This window comes from Streptomyces sp. PL-25 (genome assembly GCF_058344915.1).
This window is the reverse complement of record NZ_CP136997.1, coordinates 6707145-6721385: the sequence shown is the minus strand read 5'-3', so window position 1 is coordinate 6721385 and position 14241 is coordinate 6707145. Positions and strand designations below refer to the sequence as shown.

General features: G+C 73.0%; 11 protein-coding genes, 1 tRNA gene and 1 pseudogene. 8 read left to right on the top strand and 5 right to left on the bottom strand.

Features of this window, described 5'->3' with window-relative positions; translation table 11 throughout:
- Positions 1-268 precede the first annotated feature (268 nt).
- Both R4Z62_RS29925 and R4Z62_RS29920 read left to right on the top strand, forming a co-directional pair.
- Entirely contained in the window at positions 269-3469 is a 3201-nt protein-coding gene (locus R4Z62_RS29925) for an FG-GAP-like repeat-containing protein (protein WP_491521422.1), read from the top strand.
- Between the two features lie 155 nt (positions 3470-3624).
- The gene (locus tag R4Z62_RS29920) at positions 3625-5205 is read left to right on the top strand and encodes an endonuclease/exonuclease/phosphatase family protein (RefSeq protein WP_491521421.1); all 1581 of its coding nucleotides are present in this window, start codon (positions 3625-3627) and stop codon (positions 5203-5205) included.
- A gap of 416 nt (positions 5206-5621) precedes the next feature.
- Here R4Z62_RS29920 and R4Z62_RS29915 read toward each other — a convergent pair.
- Positions 5622-5695 (bottom strand) — tRNA-Pro (locus R4Z62_RS29915).
- Between the two features lie 66 nt (positions 5696-5761).
- Positions 5762-6283, bottom strand: coding sequence for a MarR family winged helix-turn-helix transcriptional regulator (locus R4Z62_RS29910; RefSeq protein WP_064536452.1), 522 nt, complete (start codon positions 6281-6283; stop codon positions 5762-5764).
- A 260-nt stretch (positions 6284-6543) separates the two neighbouring features.
- Between R4Z62_RS29910 and R4Z62_RS29905 the strand changes: the two genes are divergently transcribed.
- The 3 genes and pseudogenes from R4Z62_RS29905 (at position 6544) to R4Z62_RS29895 (ending at position 8115) form a co-directional block, all read left to right on the top strand.
- Positions 6544-6978, top strand: coding sequence for an SH3 domain-containing protein (locus R4Z62_RS29905; RefSeq protein ID WP_491521420.1), 435 nt, complete (start codon positions 6544-6546; stop codon positions 6976-6978).
- A 156-nt stretch (positions 6979-7134) separates the two neighbouring features.
- Positions 7135-7383: pseudogene (locus R4Z62_RS29900) on the top strand (helix-turn-helix domain-containing protein); the annotation flags it as partial.
- 267 nt (positions 7384-7650) lie between these two features.
- Positions 7651-8115 carry a DUF2690 domain-containing protein gene (locus R4Z62_RS29895; protein ID WP_064536450.1) on the top strand — a complete coding sequence of 155 codons (465 nt, stop codon included), beginning with the start codon at positions 7651-7653 and terminating at the stop codon, positions 8113-8115.
- A gap of 57 nt (positions 8116-8172) precedes the next feature.
- Here R4Z62_RS29895 and R4Z62_RS29890 read toward each other — a convergent pair whose 3' ends face one another.
- Positions 8173-8688, bottom strand: coding sequence for a hypothetical protein (locus tag R4Z62_RS29890; protein WP_064536449.1), 516 nt, complete (start codon positions 8686-8688; stop codon positions 8173-8175).
- A 166-nt stretch (positions 8689-8854) separates the two neighbouring features.
- On the opposite strand from R4Z62_RS29890, the gene R4Z62_RS29885 reads away from it, so the two are divergent.
- The gene (locus R4Z62_RS29885; RefSeq protein WP_064536448.1) at positions 8855-9208 is read left to right on the top strand and encodes a cupin domain-containing protein; all 354 of its coding nucleotides are present in this window, start codon (positions 8855-8857) and stop codon (positions 9206-9208) included.
- Between the two features lie 62 nt (positions 9209-9270).
- Here the strand turns inward: R4Z62_RS29885 and R4Z62_RS29880 are convergent, their stop codons facing one another.
- Entirely contained in the window at positions 9271-9993 is a 723-nt protein-coding gene (locus tag R4Z62_RS29880; RefSeq protein WP_491521419.1) for a GPP34 family phosphoprotein, read from the bottom strand.
- Positions 9994-10253: 260 nt separating this feature from the next.
- Positions 10254-11162, bottom strand: a complete 909-nt coding sequence (locus R4Z62_RS29875; protein WP_064536446.1) for a sugar phosphate isomerase/epimerase family protein — start codon at positions 11160-11162, stop codon at positions 10254-10256.
- A gap of 200 nt (positions 11163-11362) precedes the next feature.
- On the opposite strand from R4Z62_RS29875, the gene iolB reads away from it, so the two are divergent.
- Positions 11363-12313 (top strand): 5-deoxy-glucuronate isomerase, encoded by a 951-nt coding sequence (iolB, locus tag R4Z62_RS29870; protein ID WP_355480860.1) that lies wholly within the window; start codon positions 11363-11365, stop codon positions 12311-12313.
- Entirely contained in the window at positions 12310-14238 is a 1929-nt protein-coding gene (iolD, locus tag R4Z62_RS29865) for a 3D-(3,5/4)-trihydroxycyclohexane-1,2-dione acylhydrolase (decyclizing) (protein ID WP_491521418.1), read from the top strand. The genes iolB and iolD overlap by 4 nt, the downstream gene beginning before the upstream one ends.
- Positions 14239-14241 lie beyond the last annotated feature (3 nt).

Genomic DNA, 14241 nt, shown 5'->3' with positions numbered 1-14241 from the left:
ATGTAAGTGATCCGCGTCACGGGACAGGTGTCAGCGGATCGGCACCTACGGGCAACAAGTCGACAAGGCCATGAATATCCGCCGCAAAGGCCGCACTCCGGGCGGCCAAAAGCCGCACATGACGCATCGTCAAGCGGCGGCCAACTCCGGCCCATGCGTTCGTCACGGATTCATAAATTCTTCACACGTGGACCAGCTGTGCAGATCGTGTGATCGTGTGCGCGCCCATGCCCATCCGCCCAGGTCCCCACGGGAGTAGACCGCCGCCGTGTCCGCGCCGCATCGTTTTCTCAGCCCCTTCGTGCGCACGCGCACCAGGCTGGCCCTCACCCTCGGCCTTGTGCTGGCCGCCCTGACCGCTGCTCTGTTGCCCTGGTGGCAAACTGACGGAGCCCCACCCCCGCAAGCGCGCAAGGCCACCGGCGCGCACCCCGCGTCGACGCCTCCGCGTGACGAGAGCGCCGCGCAGGCCGAGGCCCGGCGCACCCGCAAGCAGGTCCTCGTGGAGACCGCCACCACGGCGACCTCCCAGACCTGGGCGCAGCCGGACGGCCGGCTGCGCACCGTCATCACGGCCACGCCGACCAGGGCGAAGACCGCGACGGGCGCCTGGGCGCCGATCGACAACCGGCTGCGCCGGGTGCCGAACGCCCCGCGCAACCTGGGCGTCCAGCCCGTCAACGCCGCCCACCCGATCCGCTTCTCCAGCGGTACCAAGGGCACCCACGCCGATCGCTCCTTCACGCGCCGGCCACTCGTCGACAGCGACGACAGCCCGAAGGTCCACGACACGCTGCTGGCCGAGGTCGACATCGACGGGGACACCGTCGCCTACACCTGGCCCGGCGCCCTGCCCGAACCCGTCCTCGACGGACCGCGCGCCCTGTACCCCGAGGTACTGCCGGGCGTCGACCTGCTGCTGGTCGCCCGCGAGGAGGGTGGCTTCGCACAGCTGCTGATCGTCAAGAACAAGGAGGCCGCCCGCTCCGAGGCCCTCGCCACGGTGACCTACGGGCTGCGCTCGGCGACGGCCCGCTTCCGCCAGGACAAGAGCGGCAGCCATGTGGTCGTCCAGGACACGTCCGGCAAGGAGATCGGGTCCATCCCGACCCCGTTCGCCTGGGACTCCGCGGGCCGCGACCCCGAGCTGGCCGAGGCCGGGAAGGACAGCACCCCGCGCACCTCCGTCGCCACCTCCGCCGATGTGCTGAAGCTGTCCGGCCTGACGGGCATCGAACCCGGGGCCCACAGCGCTCCCGTGCCCGTGCGGCTCGACGGCGACGGCACCGGCAGCGCGCGGCTCGGCCTGCAGGCCGCGAAGACCGGCCTGTTCACCGCCGCCGACACGAAGTACCCGGTCTTCGTCGACCCGCCCCTCAACACCGGCTGGGCCGCCTGGACCGTGGCCTACAAGCCCTACCCGAACACCAGCTTCTGGGACGGCACGAACTTCTCCTCCGGCACGTCCGACGCCCGCGTCGGCCACGAGAGCGAGACCAACGGCACCGCCCGGTCGTTCTGGCGGATGAAGTACAGCACCGGCATCAAGGGTGCGACGATCTCCTCGGCCCACTTCAAGGTCCTGAACAACCACTCCTGGTCCTGCACGAAGCGCTCCTTCGAGGTCGTCCTGACCGGGGCGATCTCCTCGGGCACGACGTGGAACAAGCAGCCCAGCTGGTCCACCGTCCAGGAGAAGAGGTCCTTCGCGCACGGCTGGTCCTCCAGCTCCTGCCCCGACGAGTACGAGAGCTTCAACGTCAAGGACGCCGCCCAGAAGGGCGCGACCAGCGGCTGGGACAACATCACTCTCGGCATGCGGGCTGCCCCCAACACCGAGGGAGACAAGGAGACCTGGCGCAAGTTCAAGGCGACCAGCGCCACCCTGGAGGTCGTCTACAACCGGAAGCCCTACGAGCCCACCGGCGGCAAGTCCTCCCCCGGCGGCACCTGTTCCGCAGGCGGCTCGGGCGTGACCGTCGGCAAGACCAACATCGTCCTGACGGCCACCGGCAAGGACCCCGACAGCAACCTCCAGAAGCTGCAGTTCCGCTTCTGGAAGACCGGCGGCACGGTCCCGAACCCCACCGACGTCACGCCGAACGCGAGCGGCACGGCGTCTGTGACCATCCCGGCCACGTTCCCGCTGGAGGACAAGACCACCTACTCGTGGGACGTGCGCTCCAAGGACTCCGAGGGCCTGACCTCCTCGTTCTTCCCGCCGGGCGACGAACCCTGCCGGATCAACATCGACGCGAGCGCCCCGCCCCAGCCGGCCGTCGACAGCACGGACTTCCCCGAGGCCACGAGCGAGCAGGACAACTGGTCGGGCATCAAGTTCGGTGACAAGGGCTCGGTGACCTTCAGCGCCACCGGCGCGACCAAGTTCCGCTGGTCCATCGAGGGCAACAACCCCGTCGACGTCACCGCGAAGAACGGCGAGGCCACCGTCAGCGCGCTGGCTCCCGCGCACGCCGGCCCCAACACCCTTCAGGTGTACGCCTACGACAATGTCGGCAACGCCAGCAAGCGCACCGACTACACCTTCTACGTGCCGCCGCGCGACAAGACCGACGGTCCCATGGACGCCACCGGCGACGGCAAGCCGGACCTGATGATCGTCGACGCCAACGGCAACCTGCGCAACTGCGTGGGCGGCGACGACGGCGACCTGTACAACTGCCTGACCGCCTCCTACGACAGCACCAAGAAGGAGGGCGAACAGCGCGACCCTAAGGGGTACTGGTACGACGCGGCCACCGGCAAGGCCGCATTGATCGCGCACTACCAGGACACCTACCCCGGTGACGGTGTCACCGACCTGTTCGCGGTCTCCCCGGACGGCCGGTTCTGGCTCTACCCGGGCGACGGCTACGGCAGCTTCGACGTCACCAAGCGCCTGGAGGTCCGCCTGCCGTCCGGCACCCCGGCACCGTCGACGTGGACCCAGATCACGGCCGTCGGCGACATCACCGGCGACAAGCTGCCCGACCTGGTCCTGCGGTCCGGTGCGCAGCTGTGGGCGCTGTCGGGCTACACCGGCGCGACGTTCCAGACCGCCACGCTGATGAACGACGACGCCTGGGGCCGCCGCGACGTGGTCAACGTCGCCGACATCAACGGTGACAAGACGCCCGACCTGCTGTGGCGCAACCTGGACACCGGCGCGATGTACGACCGCCAGGGCAAGCCCGGTTCTGTCGCCGGCAGCGTCGACCTCACGTCGCTCAAGCTGGCCGCCAACTCGCTCACCGGCAAGGACGAGTCGTACGGCACCAGTTGGACCGACGCCAAGGTGCCCACGGCCATCGGTATCCCGGACGTCAACGGGGACGGCATCCCGGACATCTGGGCCCGCTTCTCCTCCGACGGCGCCACGCGGATCTACCATCCGTCGCGGACCAACACCAACGCCGCGGTGCGGATCGTGCTGTCGGTGAACTGGAACACGGTCAAGGCATTCGGCTGACGCTCCTCACGTCCCTGGCCCCGGCCCGCCCCCGTAGGGTGGGCCGGGGCCAGGTGCGTTGCCCGGGGTCAGGTCCTGGCCTTCCGGCGACCCGACCCTGCACGTTTCCTACAGTTCTTACTATTTCCTACTGTTTCCTACGAGGGGATGACGGCGTGCGACGCCTTGTGAACACACTCGCGGCTTTCTGTGTCCTGATATCAGGTCTGCTGCTGTTCTCGGCCGGCCCGGCCAGTGCGACGGCTGTGTCGGCGGACGCCGATGCCGTCGCCAAGTCGGCCGGGCAGAAATGGGCGTTGAGGTCGCTCGCGAACCGGAAGTACGTGTCGGTGCGGCTTCATGACGCCGACTCCAAGGAATGGCGGCTGCGGGCCTCGGCGGACCAGCCGGGGACCTGGGAGCGGTTCACCTTGCACACGAACCACGCGGGCAGGACGATCGGGTTCCGCTCCGAGATCACGGGCTTCTTCGCCTCGGCCGAGTTCGCCGACGGCGGTGACCAGAAGGGAATGCTCAGGGCGAGGGGCGTCCGCCTCGGCCAGTGGCAGCAGTTCATCCCCCACTATCTGGACGACGCCGTCCTGCCCGACTCGCCCCGCGGTTCGGTCGTCGTGACGCTGCAGGCGAGCGAGAAGGCCCAGAACGACGGGACGGCGACCGACGCCCAGAAGGAACTGAAGTACGTCTCGGCGGAGTTGGGGGACGACAACGACGGAGAGCTGCGGGCTCGGGCCGCCTCCGCCGGGTCGTGGGAGAAGTTCGTGCTGGAACCCGTCGCCGGCACCCTCGCCAGTGACACGCACGACATGCCCGCGGCCGGTTCCGCGCCGGCCTCGGACCTGAACGTCATGACCTGGAACCTGTGCGCGAACAACCGCAGTTGCGCCTGGAGCGGCGGTCTGGCGGGCTACGCGGAGCTGAACTCCGACATCAGCGCTCACCTGCGCAGCGGGTCCGGTGCGCTGCCGGACGTCATCTTCTTCCAGGAGTTCTGCGAGAAGCACGCCAAGCGTGTCGAGGAGATGCTGGAGAAGCCGGTGGGCGAGGGCGGTACCGGCAGGCAGTGGGACGTCCGGTTCGCTCCCATCCACAACGAGGGTGACGCGAACGGTCCACTGATCCAGAAGCAGTGCGCGATCAAGGACAAGAACGACAACGTCGTGGCAGACCGCGGTGCGTACGGCGTCGCCATCGCGGTCCCCGACGAGAACGTCTGGTACAAGCGCTACGACCTGGTCTCGCCGACCTACAACCTCAAGTACGAGCAGCGCACCGCCGTGTGCGCCGTCCTCCCCTCGCGCGCCGTCGCCGCCTGCACGGCTCACCTGAGCGCGGGCTACCTCTACGAGGACCCCGACGGCACCTGGCGCAAGCGCCAGGCCCAGCAACTGCTGGACATCACCAGGACGTACGAGGCCAAGGGGTACCGGGTCGTGTTCGGCGGAGACTTCAATCTGGTGCCGCCGTATCCGCAGGCCGGCCCGAAGGAGGGCGGACCGAGCGAGGCGCTGGACCCCGTCTACGACAAGTACCTCGAATGCGGCCAGCAGGGTGACCCGGACGCGAAGCGCACCGGGGCGCCCACCGCCAACGCCTCGGGCGGCAAGCCGACCCGGAAGATCGACTACATCTTCGCCCCGAAGAACGCCCCCGTCAGGAACTGCTCCGTCTCCTCGGGCTCCGGGCACTCCGACCACTGGACGCTCTACGGCACGGTGTCACTGCCGGCCACGTGAGGCGCGGCACCGGCCACCACCAGGCCGGTGAGACGTGGCCCCGGCCTGGCCCGGCCCGACGCCGGGGCCACGTCGGGGCGGTCAGGAGGCGGCCGGGGCAGGAGCCGGGCCGGTGACCGGGCGCCGTCCTTGTCGGTCATGAAGCCGCGGTGGTCCGGTTGCTCTTCCCTCGGCGCGGGCAGGTCCGCCCACCGGTAGGTCGATCCAGATCAAGAGCCTGTGTCGTCTGTCCACATCGAGATATCTGCGGCACCCTGGCGAACAGCTTCTTCCGGGTTCCGGACGAGCTTCTCGCAGGCCGCTGCGACGCACGGCAGACCGTCCGGTCCCGCGAGCGCGTCATGCTCGCCCCGAAAATGATCGAGGGCCGACTTCGGATTTCTCCGAAACCGGCCCTGACCTGCGACTCTCACGAGTCGGGACGACAGGATTTGAACCTGCGACCCCTTGACCCCCAGTCAAGTGCGCTACCAAGCTGCGCCACGTCCCGATGCGCTCACGTGCGGTGAACCGCGTGAACGCGCAGGTAAACATTACCGCACGCGCGCGGGTGCTCTCAGCCGGTGTGCGAGGCGGCGGGCTCGTGGTCGGGGTCCACGTCCTTGGCGTAGGCGAGGAAGTCGTCGACCATGCGGTGGAACAGGGTGGCGAGCTGCCCGAGTTCGTCGGCGGACCAGTTGGACAGGGCGGCCTCCATGCCCCGGGCGCCGACCTCGCGGACGCGGGCTATGGCGTCGCGGCCCGTCTCGGTGAGCCGGATGCGCTGGGCCCGCCGGTCGTCGGGGTCGGGGACGCGGGTGACGTGCCCGGTCTTCTCCAGTTGCTGCACGGTGCGGGTGACGTGCGAGGCCTCCACGCCGAGGCGGTGCGCCAGTTCGCCGGGGCGCAGCGGTTCGGAGTCGGCGATCTGGCGCAGCAGCGCGACCGCGGCGCGGTCCAGCGGTACTCCGGCCAGCCCCATCATCTTCTCGTGCTGCCGGGCCCGCGTGCTCAGATAGGTGATCCTGGTGAGCGCGCGCTCGATCTCGGCCACTTCGGGCGAGACGGGTCCGGGTGACGGGGATGATGCAGAGGCCATGGCTCCAGTTTACCATATCGTTGCGTTACTCAAGTAGTTCGCGAGTGCACAGTGGGTGAGGGCGGCTTCCAGCTCGGCTTCGGCCGGATCCGGATTCCCCGGAGCGATCGTTGCGGTGTGCCCGCCGCGCGGTCCCGGGGACGTCCCCGCCGTCCCCGGGACGCGGGGACGGCATCAGGGGCGGCCGGCACGGAAACGCTGGGCGACGTGTGATCACGTCAGGTGGTCACCGTCACCGGAACGACAGCCCGGAGGTTTCCATGATCCGACGGACCCTCACCGGCGGCCTGCTGGCCACGGTCGCGATCCTCGCGCTCGTGCCCACGGCGGCCGAGGCCGCCCCCGCCACCCACGCCGTCCCGCGCGCCGCGGTGTCCGCGGCCGCCTCGAACACATCGTCCGCGCCGGCCGCACGGCCCGCGCACCACGTCAACCACCCGGCCACGCACGGCCGTTCGACGCACGCCTACGGACGGGTGGTCACCCACCGCTATCCGCTGCTGGTCCGCTCCGGCCCGGGTACCGGCTACCGGGTGGCCGGGCGGCTGCGCGCGGGCAGTGTGGTGGCGCTCCGGTGCCGGACGAACGGTTCCTCGGTGCGCGGCACGCACCAGTGGTACCGGCTCGCCCAGAGCCGCGGCTATGTCTCGGCGCACTACGTGCGGGTGGTGCGCGGCACACTGCCGTGGTGCTGACGCCCCTCCCCCTTCCGTGACCGGCGCCCGTCACGGCCGGTGACGGAAGGCTGCCCGCCGCCGCCCGGTGGTTCACGTGCGCGGCGGCGGGCCCGTGTCCGGCTCACCCTCCTCATACCCGCCGGATGTGTGGCGGTGTCCCCGTCCCGGGAAGCCATGGGGGCATCCGGGGTGAAATCACCCGAAGCGGAACGGAGTCGGGAGCAGCACATGCGCCAGCCCCAGGAAGCGGCACCCTCGTCCGGGCCGCTGGCGGCGAACCTGCGCGAGCTGAGGGAGCGCACCGGTCTGAGTCTGGCGGCCCTGGCCGCGCGTACCCCGTACAGCAAGTCCGCCTGGCACCGCTATCTCAGCGGCGCCAAGCACCCGCCCCGCTCGGCCGTGGAGGCGCTGGCCCGGCTCGCGGGCGCCGACCCGGGCCCGGCACTGGCCCTCTGGGCGGCACCGGTGGCGACCGGGCCCCGGGCGGACGCCGCTACCGGCCTCCCCGCCCAACGCGCGCAGACCCCACCGACCGCACCCGTCCCACTGACCTCATCCGCCCTACTGACCGCTCCTGTCCCACCGACCTCATCCTCATCTGTCCCATCGACCGCCCCCGTCCCAGGCGGCGGGCCCGGAGCGTCCGGCCGTCCGGGTCCCGCCCGGCCACGGCGGCGCGGCCGGGGGCTGGTGCTGCCCGCGCTCACCCTGCTCACCGCGCTCGCCGCGGTGGTCACGGCCCTGGCCACCTCCTCGCGCGGTGCCTCCCCGGGCGCGCGGGCCGCCGTGCTGGCCGCCCTGCGCTGCCACGGCCGGTCCTGCCAGGGCGCGCTGCCCGGCGCCTCGGCCTGCGCCCGGGACGCCCGCACCGAGAGTTCCGTCGCCGACACGACGTACACGGTGCGGCTGCGCTGGTCGCCGTCCTGCCGTGCCGCCTGGTCGCAGGTGGCGGTGCGCGGCGCGGTGGCGCGGGAGGTCTCCGTGCGGAGCGAGGAGGACACCCTGTCCGCCGCCTACTCCGCCGCGGACACCGCAGGCGACGCCAGTCCGATGCTGGCCGTCCCCTCGCCGCGCGGGGTGGAGGCGTGCGCCGTGGTGCGCGGGAGGGTGGCGTGCACCGGTCTGGACGACGCCGTGGCCGGACGGGTGCTCTGAGTCCGAGGCGGCCGGAGCGGCCCCGTCTTTCCCGCCCCCCACCGGGCGGGCGCCGGGTCACTTGATGACCGCGTTGGCCACCACGACGAGCAGTCCGAACAGGGCGTCCACGAACCCGGTGGCCAGTGCGGCCGTCCAGCGCCGCCCGGCCCGCCGGGCCGAGGCCAGGCCGAGGGTGAACAGCAGGGCGATGTTGAGGACGAACGCCGGGTACTCCACGCCGTCCGCGGGCCACCAGCCCCAGCCGGCCCCGGCGAGGATCAGCACCGTGGGCAGCATGGCCGCGACCAGCGGCCACTCGGCGGCGAGCGCGCGCAGTGCCTCGCCGCGCCGGTGCGGTCCGCGTTCGGCGATGTAGTGGGAATAGCCGTGGGCGAGGGCCGAGGCGAAGGCGGTGACCAGCAGCCAGGCGGCGTCGTAGCGGCGGGCGGCCGGTGAGGTGTGCCCGTACTCGGTGAGCGCGGCGACCATGGCGCAGGCCACCACGGCGCCGTAGACCCCACCGAAGAGCAGCATGGCCCGGGGGTCGTCGTGGGCGGGCCGCGCGGGCACGGCCGGCGTGGGGTCCGCCATGGACTGCTCGCTTCCCGGGCGTACGGAGTCGGACCCCCCCCCAACGATCACCCGGGGCGCCCGCCCGCGCCACTGCACGGCGCGCGACGAAGTGTCCGTGCCCGCGCGCCGATCCCGCACACTCTGTCCACGCCGCGCGGCCGCGTCGCCCCGTTAGGGTCCCCGCATGACCCACAGTTTCGCGCTCCACGTACCGGCCGTCCCCGACAGCGAGCTGGTCCCCGAACCGCTCGACCCGGCACAGATCGTCTCCGGCAGCCCGGAGGTCACCGGGAAGGTCCTCCGGGAGTCGGCCGACGGCCGGCAGGCGCGCGGGATCTGGCAGATCACCCCGGGCGTCGTCACCGACACCGAGGCGGACGAGCTGTTCTACGTGGTCAGCGGCTCGGCGACGATCGAGGTGGAGGGCGGCCCGACCCTGCGCGTCGGCCCCGGCGACGTGGCGGTGCTGCGGGAGGGCGACCGTACGACGTGGACGGTGCACGAGACGCTGCGCAAGGTGTACGCGGTCGGTCTCTGAGCGTTCGGCGGGTGGCGGGCCGAGACGGGGGGCCGGGGCGGGCCCCGGCGCCGGCGCCGCGCTCAGGCGCCCCGCCAGACGTTGGCGAAGGCGGCGTCCTCGATGGCGCGGCGGCGGCGCACCGCCTCCAGTTCCATCACCGCGTCGTGTACGGCGGCGAGCACGGTGAGGACCGTGTCGTCGGTGGCCGTCGGCTCGTCCGGGGCGATCTCGTCGCGGATCCCGGCCGCCGCGGCGAGGGCGAGCAGTACGGGCTCGTCGGCGGCCCAGCGGTACGCCGCCCGCCGCCGTGCCGCGGTGTCACCGAGGACGGTGCGTCCGCCGCGGAACGGCAGCCAGCGGCTGCGCTCCCAGGACACGTGCCCCTCCTCCGCGAGCGCGGCCAGCCGGACCGAGGCCAGGCCGCGTCCGCGCCGCCAGAGCCAGTCCGGCAGCGATTCGTAGGGCGCCTCGCGCCGAAGCGCGGCGGCGGCCTCCTCCAGGAGCCGGTCGGCGGGCCCGGGACTGGGTCCGGGGCTGGGTCCGGGGCTGGGTCCGTGGCCGGGTCCGTGGCCGGGACTGGGTCCGAGGCTGGGCCCGTGGCCGGGGCCGGGTTCCGGACCCGGTCCGTGGCCGGTGCGGGGTACCGGCAGGATGCGTCCGCCGCCGTCCAGCACGATCGTCCCGGCCCGGAGCAGGTCGTACGCCTCCGCACCGGCCAGCGCGAGCGAGAGGTCGCCGCGTTCCAGGCGCCGGGCGGGTGCCGTGTCCAGGGCGACGATCATCAGGTCACGCGCTGTGCTCATGAGGCTCCCCGTCGAAGGGCGTGTCCGGCACCGGCACCGATACCGCGCCACCGGCCGGCCGTCGCGGCCGCCGGTGATGCCGTACCAGGGGCGACTCTAGCGCGGGCGGTGCGCCCGGGGACGGGACGCGGGTCCGGCCGGGCCGCCGGCGGACGCCCGCGCGGCACCGGGCCGGCGGACGCCGCGCCGGGGTGGACGTCCGCCCGCCCGGTGCGTCAGACACCGGCGCCGAGGTGGACGGTCCGCCCTCCCCCGCCGCGTCAGGCGCCGCAGGACCGCAGAAAGCGGCGGGTGCGTACGGCGATGGGCAGGGGCGCGTCCGGCGCGCAGGGGTACATGTCCTGTTCGACGATCGCGAACAGGTCGACGCCCAGCTTCTGCGCGGCGGCCAGGACGGGCTCCAGGTCCGGGACCCCCAAGGGCGGTTCGCACATCACACCGCGCCGCACGGCGGGCCCGAACGGCACCCCGTCGGCCACCACCCGGGCCAGGACCTCCGGGTCGACCTGCTTGAGGTGCAGATAGCCGATCCGCTCGCCGTAGGTCTCGATCAGCCGCACGCTGTCCCCGCCGCAGTAGGCGTAGTGCCCGGTGTCCAGGCACAGGCGGACCAGGTCGGGGTCGGTGGCGTCGAGGAAGCGGGCGACGTGCGCCTCGGTGTCGATGTGGGTGTCGGCGTGCGGGTGGACGACGATGTCGAGGCCGTAGGTCTCCTTGACCTCGCGGCCGAGGCGTTCCGTGCCCCGGGCCAGGTGCCCCCACTGCTCGCTCGTCAGCTCGGGCGGCTCCAGGATCTCGGCCGTCCTGTCGTCCCGCCAGAAGGAGGGGATGACGACGAGGTGCCGTGCGCCCATGGCGCGGGTGAGCGCGGCGACGCGGCCGACGTGCTCCCAGGTGTCCTGCCACACGGACGGGCCGCGGTGCAGGCCGGTGAAGACGGTGCCCGCGGATACCTTCAGGCCGCGCCGGCCGAGTTCGTCGCTGAGCCGGGCCGGGTCGGTCGGCAGATAGCCGTACGGGCCGAGTTCGATCCAGGGGTAGCCGGCCTCGGCCACCTCGTCCAGGAAGCGGTGCCAGGGGGTCTGGCGCGGGTCGTCGGGGAACCAGACGCCCCAGGAGTCGGGGGCCGAGCCGACCCGGATCCGGTCGAGCGCGGGGGCCGTGGCCATGGCAGCCGTTCCCTTCGGGGGTCGTCGGTGCGGGCCCGGCGGGGTCCCGCGTCGTCCTCCTCCGCGAGTCCACCCCGTGGCGCGCCCGCTGTCAATCCGCCGCCGCCGATCCGCGGTCAGGACATGGGCTCCGCACGGCGGTCTGGCGGAAACGGGTGTGTTCGGGTGTGATCGGGGGAGACGAGGAGGGAGATCATCCGATGACGTCCACGCCCGCCGCCGCGCCCGGACCCGGCGGCCCCGCCGCCCCCGGCCCCCGCCGTCTCCACCTCCCCGCGGGCCGGGCCGCCGACGGCCCCTACGCCGTGCGGGTCACGCCCGAGTCCGCGGGCTGGGGCCACTCCTCGCTCCGGATCCTGGAGCTGGCGCCGGGCGGCTCGCACACCTTCGACACCGGTGACAGCGAGTGGATCGTCCTTCCGCTCGGCGGGGGCTGCGAGGTCGGCTGCGCCGACGACTTCGGGCACGGCACGTTCGCGCTCACCGGACGGGAGAGCGTGTTCGCCGGGGTGAGCGACTTCGCGTACGTGCCCCGGGACGCGCGGGTGACCGTCTCGTCCGGCGGGGGCGGGCGCTTCGCGCTCACCGGCGCCCGCTGCACCCGCCGCCTGCCCGCCCGCCACGGACCGGCGGCCGGGGTGCCGGTGGAGCTGCGGGGCAGCGGGTCCTGCTCGCGCCAGGTCAACAACTTCGCGGCGGCGGGCGTGTTCGGCTGCGACCGGCTGATCGCCGTGGAGGTGCTCACCCCGGGCGGCAACTGGTCGTCGTTCCCGCCGCACAAGCACGACGAGGACCGGCCCGGCGAGGAGTCGGTCCTGGAGGAGATCTACTACTTCGAGTTCAGCGGCCACGACGGCACGCCGGGGCTCGGCTACCAGCGGGTGTCGCCGTCCGGGCCGGGCCGGGACACGGACGTGCTCGCGGAGGTCCGCGACGGCGACGTGGTGCTGATCCCGGACGGCTGGCACGGACCGTCGATGGCGGTACCCGGCCACCACATGTACTACCTCAACGTCATGGCGGGCCCGGGGGCCGACCGCGCATGGCTGATCCGCGACCACCCGGACCACGCCTGGATCCGCGGCACCTGGCCCGAGCAGCCCGTCGACCCCCGCCTCCCCTTCTACCGCGCCCCGGAGCCGTCCCGATGAGCACCCGCACCCCCGCGACCGGTCCCGGCCCCGGTACCGGATCCGGCCCCTCCCCCGGCACCCGCCGGATGACCGTCGCCCAGGCCCTGATCCGGTTCCTGGCCGCCCAGTACACCGAACGCGACGGTGTGCGGCGGCGGTTGATCGCCGGGACCTGGGGCATCTTCGGCCACGGCAACGTGGCGGGCGTCGGCCAGGCGCTCGTCGAGCACGCGGACGTGATGCCGTACCACCAGGGCCGCAACGAGCAGGCGATGGTGCACGCGGCGGTCGGCTTCGCCCGCCGCAGCGGTCGGCTGTCCACGATGGCGGTCACCACGTCCATCGGGCCGGGCGCCACCAACCTGGTCACCGGCGCGGCCCTGGCGACCGTCAACCGGCTGCCCGTGCTGCTGCTGCCCGGCGACTACTTCGCCACGCACCGGGCCGATCCGCTGCTCCAGCAGCTGGAGCATCCCTCGGCAGCCGACGTGTCCGTCAACGACACGCTGCGGCCGGTCTCCCGCTTCTTCGACCGGATCACCCGCCCCGAGGCGCTGGTCCCGTCCGCGCTGAACGCCGTACGGGTCCTCACCGACCCGGCGGAGACCGGCGCGGTCACCCTCGCGCTGCCGCAGGACGTGCAGGCGGAGGCGTACGACTGGCCCGAGGCGTTCCTGGCGGAGCGGGTGTGGCGCATCCGGCGGCCCGCCCCCGATCCGGCCGAACTCGCCGCCGCGGCAGAGGCGGTCAGGTCGGCGGCCCGTCCGCTGATCGTCGCGGGCGGCGGGGTCCGGCACAGCGCGGCCGAGGACGCGCTGCGGGCGCTGGCCGACGCCACCGGCATCCCGGTCGCCTCCACCCAGGCGGGCAAGGGGTCGCTGCGGTACGACCATCCGGCGGACGTCGGCGGCGTCGGGCACACCGGCACCGAGGTCGCCGACGGCCTGGCGCGCGGCGCCGACCTGGTCCTCGGCGTCGGCACCCGCTACACCGACTTCACCACGGCCTCCGGGACGCTCTTCCGGCATCCCGGGGTCCGTTTCGTCAACCTCAACATCAGCGCGTCCGACGCGCACAAGATGGCGGGCACCACCGTGGTGTGCGACGCGCGGGCCGGGCTCACCGCGCTCACCGCCGCGCTGGCCGGGCACCGCGTCGACGCCGCCCACGAGGCCGCGTACCGGGAGGGGAAGCGGCGCTGGGAGCGGGTGGTCGAGGCCGCCTTCCGCGCCGACGACGACGCCGTCCCGACGCAGACACAGGTGCTGGGCGCCCTGGACGCGGTGGTCGGCGACGAGGACGTGGTGGTCAACGCGGCCGGTTCGCTCCCCGGCGACCTGCACAAGCTGTGGCGGGCGCGCTCGCCGCACCAGTACCACGTGGAGTACGGCTACTCCTGCATGGGCTACGAGATCCCGGCCGCGATCGGCGTGCAGCAGGCGGCGCCCGGTGTGCCGGTGTGGGCGCTGGTCGGCGACGGCACCTATCTGATGATGCCCACGGAGATCGTCACCGCCGTCCAGGAGGGCCTGCCGGTCAAGCTGCTGCTGGTGCAGAACCACGGGTACGCCTCCATCGGCGGTCTGTCGGAGGCGGTGGGCGCCGAACGCTTCGGCACCGCCTACCGCCACCGCGACGCCGACGGCGCCTTCACCGGGGCCCCGCTCCCGGTCGACCTCGCCGCCAACGCCGCCAGCCTCGGCATGGACGTGCTGCGCGCCCGGACCGCGGGCGAGCTGCGCGCGGCGCTTTGCACGGCCCGCGCCGCCGACCGTCCCACGTGCGTGTACGTCGAGCCGGACACCTCGGACGGGGGCACGGCGGCGGCGCCCGCCGCGGCCTGGTGGGACGTGCCGGTGGCCGAGGTCTCCGGCCGCGAGGCCGCCGTCCGGGCCCGTACCGCCTACGACCGCGAGGCCGCCGCCCGCCGCCGCGCGCTGTGAGGC

Bases quoted from the DNA above. Each gene is read 5' to 3' on its own strand.
- R4Z62_RS29910 (WP_064536452.1), bottom strand. From the start codon at position 6,283: ATGGCCTCTGCATCATCCCCGTCACCCGGACCCGTCTCGCCCGAAGTG.
- R4Z62_RS29905 (WP_491521420.1), top strand. From the start codon at position 6,544: ATGATCCGACGGACCCTCACCGGCGGCCTGCTGGCCACGGTCGCGATC.
- R4Z62_RS29890 (WP_064536449.1), bottom strand. From the start codon at position 8,688: ATGGCGGACCCCACGCCGGCCGTGCCCGCGCGGCCCGCCCACGACGAC.
- R4Z62_RS29885 (WP_064536448.1), top strand. From the start codon at position 8,855: ATGACCCACAGTTTCGCGCTCCACGTACCGGCCGTCCCCGACAGCGAG.
- R4Z62_RS29880 (WP_491521419.1), bottom strand. From the start codon at position 9,993: ATGAGCACAGCGCGTGACCTGATGATCGTCGCCCTGGACACGGCACCC.
- R4Z62_RS29875 (WP_064536446.1), bottom strand. From the start codon at position 11,162: ATGGCCACGGCCCCCGCGCTCGACCGGATCCGGGTCGGCTCGGCCCCC.
- iolB (WP_355480860.1), top strand. From the start codon at position 11,363: ATGACGTCCACGCCCGCCGCCGCGCCCGGACCCGGCGGCCCCGCCGCC.
- iolD (WP_491521418.1), top strand. From the start codon at position 12,310: ATGAGCACCCGCACCCCCGCGACCGGTCCCGGCCCCGGTACCGGATCC.